The organism is Paenibacillus camerounensis, from assembly GCF_000723885.1.
Lineage (GTDB): Bacteria > Bacillota > Bacilli > Paenibacillales > Paenibacillaceae > Paenibacillus_AQ > Paenibacillus_AQ camerounensis.
Map to the genome: position 1 here is coordinate 1 of NZ_CCDG010000072.1, position 6,379 is coordinate 6,379.

General features: G+C 53.2%; 9 protein-coding genes and 1 pseudogene. 9 read left to right on the forward strand and 1 reads right to left on the reverse strand.

Translation table 11 applies throughout. From position 1 onward, the window contains the following. From BN3772_RS24620 to BN3772_RS30755, 5 genes are all read left to right on the forward strand, one after another. A partial coding sequence (locus BN3772_RS24620) for a cytochrome c oxidase subunit 3 (protein ID WP_042202958.1) occupies positions 1-205 on the forward strand: 205 nt, incomplete at its 5' end. 3 nt (positions 206-208) lie between these two features. Next, entirely contained in the window at positions 209-535 is a 327-nt protein-coding gene (locus tag BN3772_RS24625) for a cytochrome C oxidase subunit IV family protein (protein WP_042202959.1), read from the forward strand. A 163-nt stretch (positions 536-698) separates the two neighbouring features. Then, positions 699-1,619, forward strand: a complete 921-nt coding sequence (gene ctaG, locus BN3772_RS24630; RefSeq protein WP_042202960.1) for a cytochrome c oxidase assembly factor CtaG — start codon at positions 699-701, stop codon at positions 1,617-1,619. 25 nt (positions 1,620-1,644) lie between these two features. After that, on the forward strand, positions 1,645-2,109 hold the full coding sequence (locus tag BN3772_RS24635) for a DUF420 domain-containing protein (protein WP_042172510.1): 465 nt from the start codon (positions 1,645-1,647) through the stop codon (positions 2,107-2,109). A 26-nt stretch (positions 2,110-2,135) separates the two neighbouring features. Further along, a complete protein-coding gene (locus BN3772_RS30755) occupies positions 2,136-2,294 on the forward strand; it encodes a hypothetical protein (protein WP_157643643.1) in 159 nt (52 codons plus the stop codon). A gap of 280 nt (positions 2,295-2,574) precedes the next feature. On the opposite strand, the pseudogene BN3772_RS24640 reads toward BN3772_RS30755, so the two are convergent. Further along, positions 2,575-3,356, reverse strand: a pseudogene (locus tag BN3772_RS24640) (MBL fold metallo-hydrolase). A gap of 254 nt (positions 3,357-3,610) precedes the next feature. Between BN3772_RS24640 and BN3772_RS24645 the strand changes: the two are divergent. The 4 genes from BN3772_RS24645 to BN3772_RS24660 all read left to right on the forward strand — a co-directional run. After that, positions 3,611-4,339 (forward strand): hypothetical protein, encoded by a 729-nt coding sequence (locus tag BN3772_RS24645; RefSeq protein ID WP_157643644.1) that lies wholly within the window; start codon positions 3,611-3,613, stop codon positions 4,337-4,339. 16 nt (positions 4,340-4,355) lie between these two features. Continuing rightward, the gene (locus BN3772_RS24650) at positions 4,356-4,751 is read left to right on the forward strand and encodes a GntR family transcriptional regulator (RefSeq protein ID WP_042202962.1); all 396 of its coding nucleotides are present in this window, start codon (positions 4,356-4,358) and stop codon (positions 4,749-4,751) included. A 16-nt stretch (positions 4,752-4,767) separates the two neighbouring features. Next, positions 4,768-5,697 carry an ATP-binding cassette domain-containing protein gene (locus BN3772_RS24655; protein WP_042202963.1) on the forward strand — a complete coding sequence of 310 codons (930 nt, stop codon included), beginning with the start codon at positions 4,768-4,770 and terminating at the stop codon, positions 5,695-5,697. 3 nt (positions 5,698-5,700) lie between these two features. Continuing rightward, on the forward strand, positions 5,701-6,379 hold a 679-nt coding region (locus tag BN3772_RS24660), incomplete at its 3' end, for an ABC transporter ATP-binding protein (protein WP_042202964.1).

Sequence of the window (6,379 nt, forward strand, 5' to 3'; positions counted from 1 at the left end):
TTTTTATACCTTGGTCGGCTTCCACGGGGCACACGTTGCGTTCGGGATTGTGTGGATTGCCATTCTGATCGGGCAGCTCGCCCGAAAAGGCCTGACCGTAGTTACCGCTCCCAAAATTTACGTATCGGCCATGTACTGGCATTTCATCGATGTCGTGTGGGTGTTTATTTTCACGGTTGTATACCTGCTTGGAAAGGTGGGCTGAGCCATGGCGACGGAACAGCAACCGCAGGAGAGCGGCAGCGTGAAGCGCCGTCACCGGCCTGAGGGGCCGCAGCGGCATATTGTGGTGTTTATCTTCTCGGTGGCGCTGACGCTGATTGCCTTCGCGGCTGTGGCTGCGGGAGGAGTCAATGCCACCTTTGCTGTTATTCTGCTGCTGGTAATGGCTGTGCTGCAGGTGGTGCTGCAGATGGGCTTCTGGATGCATCTGAAGGACAAAGGGCATCTGCTGCCGGTTGTGTTCATGCTGGGCGGTTTTTTTATCGCCGGCACCTGCATTGTTATGGCGCTTTACTGGGTGTGGTGGGATTGATGTGAAGAAAGCGGAGGCGGGCGGGAGCTGCTGCCTCTTTTTTGCTGTCGGGGATCTTTAGCAGATGGCCGGAGATGGCATACAGAGCTTCCTGAAGCAGCCGGTCTGTTCATAAATTCACCATCATGCCTTACAAATTACCTGGCGGAGGAGGAAGTGGCCTATGCTTGGCTTGCAATACTTTAGCTTCGCGGACCTGTGGAGCCCGCTGCTGCTGGCGGGTACTCTTGTGCTGGCTGCAGGCTATCTGGTGCTGATCGGGCCGCTGGCGCAGCAGTTCCCCGCTCCGGCGGAGGTTCCCCTCCGGCAGAGGGCGCTGTTTATGGGCGGACTGCTGGTGCTCTATTTGGCCCAGGGCGGTCCGGTCAGCCTGCTGGGGCATATCCTCTTTTCTTTTCATATGGTCAGTATGGCGCTGTCTTATCTGATTGCGGTGCCGCTGATGATGCTGGGGATTCCGCAGTGGTGCTGGCGCGCCCTGGTGAAGGCCAACCCGCTGCGCAGGTTATCCTTTCTGGCCCATCCGGTAGTGGCTGCTCTGTTGTTCAACGGGCTGTTCTCGCTGTATCATATCCCGGCGGTTCATGACTATGTCATGCTGCATTTTACAGTACACCGGTTGTATTATGCCGCGCTCTTTGTGACGGCTGCACTGATGTGGTGGACGCTGATTAATCCGCTGCCGGAGAGCCGGCGGGCCGGCGGACCTGTCAAAATCGGCTTTATTTTTCTGAATATGGTGCTGCTGACACCAGCCTGCGGGCTGATTATTTTCGCGGCTGAGCCGCTTTATGCGACTTATAGTGATCCCAATGTCTGGGCGCAGGCGATGGGCTATTGTGTATCCGGTGATCCGGCTGCGCTGCTGCAGGCTTTTGGCGGACCGGGGTTCTTTGGAGGGCTGTCACCCAAGGTGGATCAGCAGGTCGGCGGAATCGTGATGAAGTTCATCCAGGAATTTATTTTTGCCTCGATGCTTGCTTATGTGTTCTATCATTGGTATAAAAAAGAGAACGGGCAAGACGATCCGGAACTTTCCGGCCCATCCGGCGAGCTGGGGGATGGTGCGTTAACCCGGGTATAGCTGGTAAGTGCCGAGGAGGACAATCATGGATATCTTTACAGTGTTTCCAACGATCAGCACATCGTTCATCGTAATCAGTGCGGTGCTGGTGGCGATCGGCTGGAGACAGATTATCGTGGGCAAACGCGAAGCGCATAAGAAAACAATGTTCGCCGCCGCTGTAGCTGCTACCCTATTTTTCATTGTGTACATGTCTAGAACGATATTTGTAGGAAATACATCCTGGGGCGGGCCGGATCATCTGTCGACGCTGTATCACGTCTTTCTGATCTTCCATATCGTGCTTGCTACGGTAGCCGCCGTGTTCGGAATTACGACGCTCGTATGGGGCTATCAGGCTAAATATGCGAAGCACCGCAAGCTGGGCAGAATCACGGCTGTGACCTGGTTTATTACAGCTATCACAGGAGTTGCGGTATATGTGCTGCTGTACATATTTTATCCGGGCGGCCACACCAAGCCGGTCTGGGATGCCATCTGGGGCTTCTAAATTCTATATGTAAGGCGAATCGGCCTGTGCACAGTTACTTCCTTGGGGAGTGGCTGCTGTGCAGGCATTTTTTTGTGCTGAGGCAGCTGTCGGGTGGACTGGTGGGGAGGAACGGGCAGACCAACGGGCAGACCAATGGGCAGACCACGATGAAAATCCCATTGATCGTGCTCTTAGGAGAGTGAATTGGAGGAGGGTGGATTGGAAGAAATAGAGGGAAAAATCCCTTTGATGTTGCTCGCAGGAGGGGCTCAAAAACTCCACGTGCGCTTTAACTCCAGCCTTCACGGCTACGTCCGCAAACGCAGAATACTAATAGCCCCCGTCCCTTTAATCTATCTTCAAGTAGCCTATCCGCCACCCTTAGGTCCGAGCAATAAGTCTCCGCTAACCTCCGCTAATCTCTACCAACTCCGAATCCGCCAACCCCCGCCATCCCCCTCTTAGCCTTCCTGCTCCATTTTCCTAGAACCGCACACTAAACCCGTTAAAATAATGAATTCCCGTTCCGAACGAGATCAGATTGTTCTCCCGCAGTGTCTTAACCGCCTGCTTCACCTCGGCCAGAATGGAGGGGTCCAGCCCCAGCGTATTGTGCGAGCCATAGATTGTAGAGACACCAGGTATTTCAGCGATCCGCTCCCATGAACGGACCAGATCCGAAGGGCTTGTTGAAGGATAAAAGGCGTAAACCGGCGTTTCATCGTACAGCAGGTCCCCAGTGAACAAATAACCGGAGGTCTTCTCATAAAAGCAAACATGTCCAGGTGAATGGCCCGGCGTATGTATCACCTCCAGGCTTCTCCCGCCCAGATCAATAATCTGTCCATCACTCAGCAGCCCGGCCGGTTTGCCGCGATAAGGTGTGTAGGTGTCTGCATTAAAGCCTTCCGGCAGCGGCAGGCTCAAATCCCGCACCAGATCTGCTCTAATCTGTTCAATAGATAAGCCCTGTATGCCATCCACAAGCCAGCTGCAATCCCCCTCATGTACATAACTATCGCTGAACAGCCCGTGACCCCCGATATGGTCGGTGTGGACATGGGTGTGAGGACAGAGACCGGAAGCGGGGTCAGCCGCCTGGTTACTTCCGAGATATTGCTGATGCCGAGCCCCGTATCAATCAGGGCAGCCTTTTGCTGTCCGAGCAGCAGGAAGGAATGGACCTTCTCCCAGTGCCCGTATTCACTGATGGCAAAGGTCTGCTCGTCTATGCGCTGCACTGTAAACCAAGGATGATTTAACATATATGCCTCCCCTGAATTAACTTGTTCCAAGCTGTATCCTCACAGTAGCATAAACGGGTTCAGGACAAAATCCCAAGATTTTCTTAGAAAAACTATTGACGTTGGAAAATACAGGGCATATACTGTGCACACAGTAAGCACACAGTAAGCACACAGTAAACACACTGAACATCGACAGCATATCAAATGCTTTAGTGAACTCCTGTAATGCAATGTGCCGTATATCTGCTGAATTAAAGCGAGGTTAAAGCGATATGACAAATTTTAGACAGGCTTGGATCATTGTAAGAAGTGACTTTGACGGCGATAGGCTAAAGCTATTATGGATGCTGCTGTGGTCACTGCTGTTCATGGGTTACATGGGCGGACTGTCCAGCATGATCATCCAGGATACGCTGGATAACGGTGACGGGAAGATTCTGGCCGACATCATGTTCATGACAGTCATTCCGATGCTGGGGTTCACCTTTTCTAAGCGGACGATGAAGTACCTAACAGAAGATTCTTATACCCGGATGCTGGCCTATATGCGCACCTTGCCTATTCCAACTGCTGTGATTCTCTGCAAAAGAAAGCTGAACGCAGTCAGCTCTATCGGGCTGAACGGAACGATTTTTTTCGGCCTCATCTATGCCTTCAGCAGTAATATGCGTAAGGAACTGCCGTTTACGGATTACCTTGCCTTTACGCTAACCTGGATCGGGCTGGGGCTGATTGTTTCAGGGCTTTACATTTTTATCGAGCTGCTGGCAAGCGGTAAAGCTTATTTTATCTACGTAATGCTCTTTACGTTCATTTACATCGGGACGGCAGTGCTGACCTGGCTGGCAGGCGGAAATCTTATTCTATACACCGTCAGCTGTTCGAAAGAGTGGGGGCTGCTCTCCCCGCTGATGTGGGGAACACTGGTGCTCGGAACCCTGTCGGTACAGCTGTTCTCCGCATGGACGATACACCGGCTTAAGAGCCGCGATCTCGTATGAGAGGGCGGGGGTAAGGATGTGGATACCTATTCAAATCAACGAAAACAGTGCCGAGCCGCTGTACCATCAGATTGAGACTCAGCTGCGCTCACTGATTATCAGCGGCAATATTACAGAAGGAACGCTGCTTCCATCTATCCGTGAATTTGCAGGTGAACTGAAATGCAGCGTCATTACAGTCCGCCGGGTCTATCAGGATCTGGAGAATGAGGGGCTGCTGCGGACCAGACAGGGAACCGGTACGTTCGTCTCCCATGTCGGAGCAGGAGCGATGGAGGAGTACAAACGGGAAGCGATCCGTAAAGCGCTGGAGGGTGCAGTCGATGTTGGATTGTCTGTACAGTGCAGCGCAGAGGAGTTGGCCCGGATGTTTACAGAAATTGTAGCGCATAAATATAACACACAGTCATGAAGGGTGGGGGCGTTTCATGGTACAGCAGGCCATAGAGCTGCGGGAGGTAAGCAAGAAGCGGCATAAGCGGACAATCGGGCCGCTTAATCTTAGCCTTCCGCAAGGCTACATTACTGCGCTGGTGGGTCAGAACGGCTCCGGTAAGAGCACGCTGCTGCATATGCTGCTGCAGCTGAGCTTCCCGGAGGAAGGCGAGATCCGCTGGTTTGAACAGGGTCATCCCGGAGGGCTGCCGCTGGAGATCCGCCAGCATATGGCTTATGTGCCGGAGACTTCACAGGCCGAGGAGAATTTCTGGACGGCAGAGGAGGCGGCAGGCTTCCGCAGGCAGTGGTATCCTTCCTGGGACCAGAAGTATTATGAGGAGCTGGCCCGGAAATTGGAAATTCCGCAGGATGCCCGGCTGGGCAAGATGTCCAAGGGCGAGCGGCGCAAATTCGAGATTGCTGCGGCATTAGCCGCACGGCCCCGCCTGCTGCTGCTGGATGAACCTTCTTCCGGACTGGACCCGTTTGCCTGGAAGATCATGATTGAAACGCTGCGCAAGTTCATGGATGATACGGATGCAACAGTACTGATCTGTACCCATATCGTCGAAGAAGTAAGACGGCTGGCCGATTATATTGTACTTATGCACCAGGGACAGCTGCTCGGCATGGCCGAGAAAGACAGCCTGTTCGGTTTATGGAATGAGGTATGGGTGAATGCAGCGGATGAAGAGGAGCTGCAGGCGCTGGCGTCAGAGCTTCCGGAAGCCTTGCATTTTGGCTGGGAGCAGCCTGGAGTGGCTTCATTTATAACCCGGGAATTTTCCCGGAATGAGAAACGCATCCTGGATCTGGGCGTAAAGGTACTCAAGAGCCGGGCACTGGAGCTGGATGAAATACTTAGCCTATGGACACAAGGACATCGTCCGGTCCTGTTAGACCAGAAGAGAGGGGATTAACCAATGGAAGCTTTGAAGCTGGAACAGGTAGTGAAGCAGTACGGCGATAAGACAGCGGTTAACGGAATTAATCTGAAGGTGGAGCAAGGCGAGATTTACGGGCTGCTCGGAGCAAACGGGGCAGGCAAAACGACTACAATGCGTATGGTGCTTGGCCTGATTTATCCCGATGAGGGTAAAATCCTCTACAACGGCAAGGAGTTCAGCAACGAGCTGCAGCATCTGATGGGCTATCTGCCCGAAGAGCGGGGTCTATATCCGAAGGTGAAGGTCAGCGACCAGATTATCTATCTTGCCCGGCTGCGCGGCATGGCCGCAGGCGATGCGGACAAGAGTCTGCGTTACTGGCTGGACCGTTTCGAGGTTCCTGAGTACTACAACAAGAAAATTGAAGAGCTGTCGAAGGGTAATCAGCAAAAAATGGGCTTTATCGCCGCCGTTGTCCATAAGCCGAAGATTCTTGTGCTTGATGAAGCGTTTAGCGGACTGGACCCGGTCAATGTGGAGCTGCTGAAAGATACGGTCAAAGAGCTGCGTGACCAGGGAACAAGTATCCTGTTCTCCACCCACCGGATGGAGCATGTGGAGGAGCTGTGCCGGCACATTACAATTCTCGACCGTTCCAATACGGTGGTGCAGGGCGATATCCGCGAGATCAAAAAGAGTTATCCGCGCGAAGAGG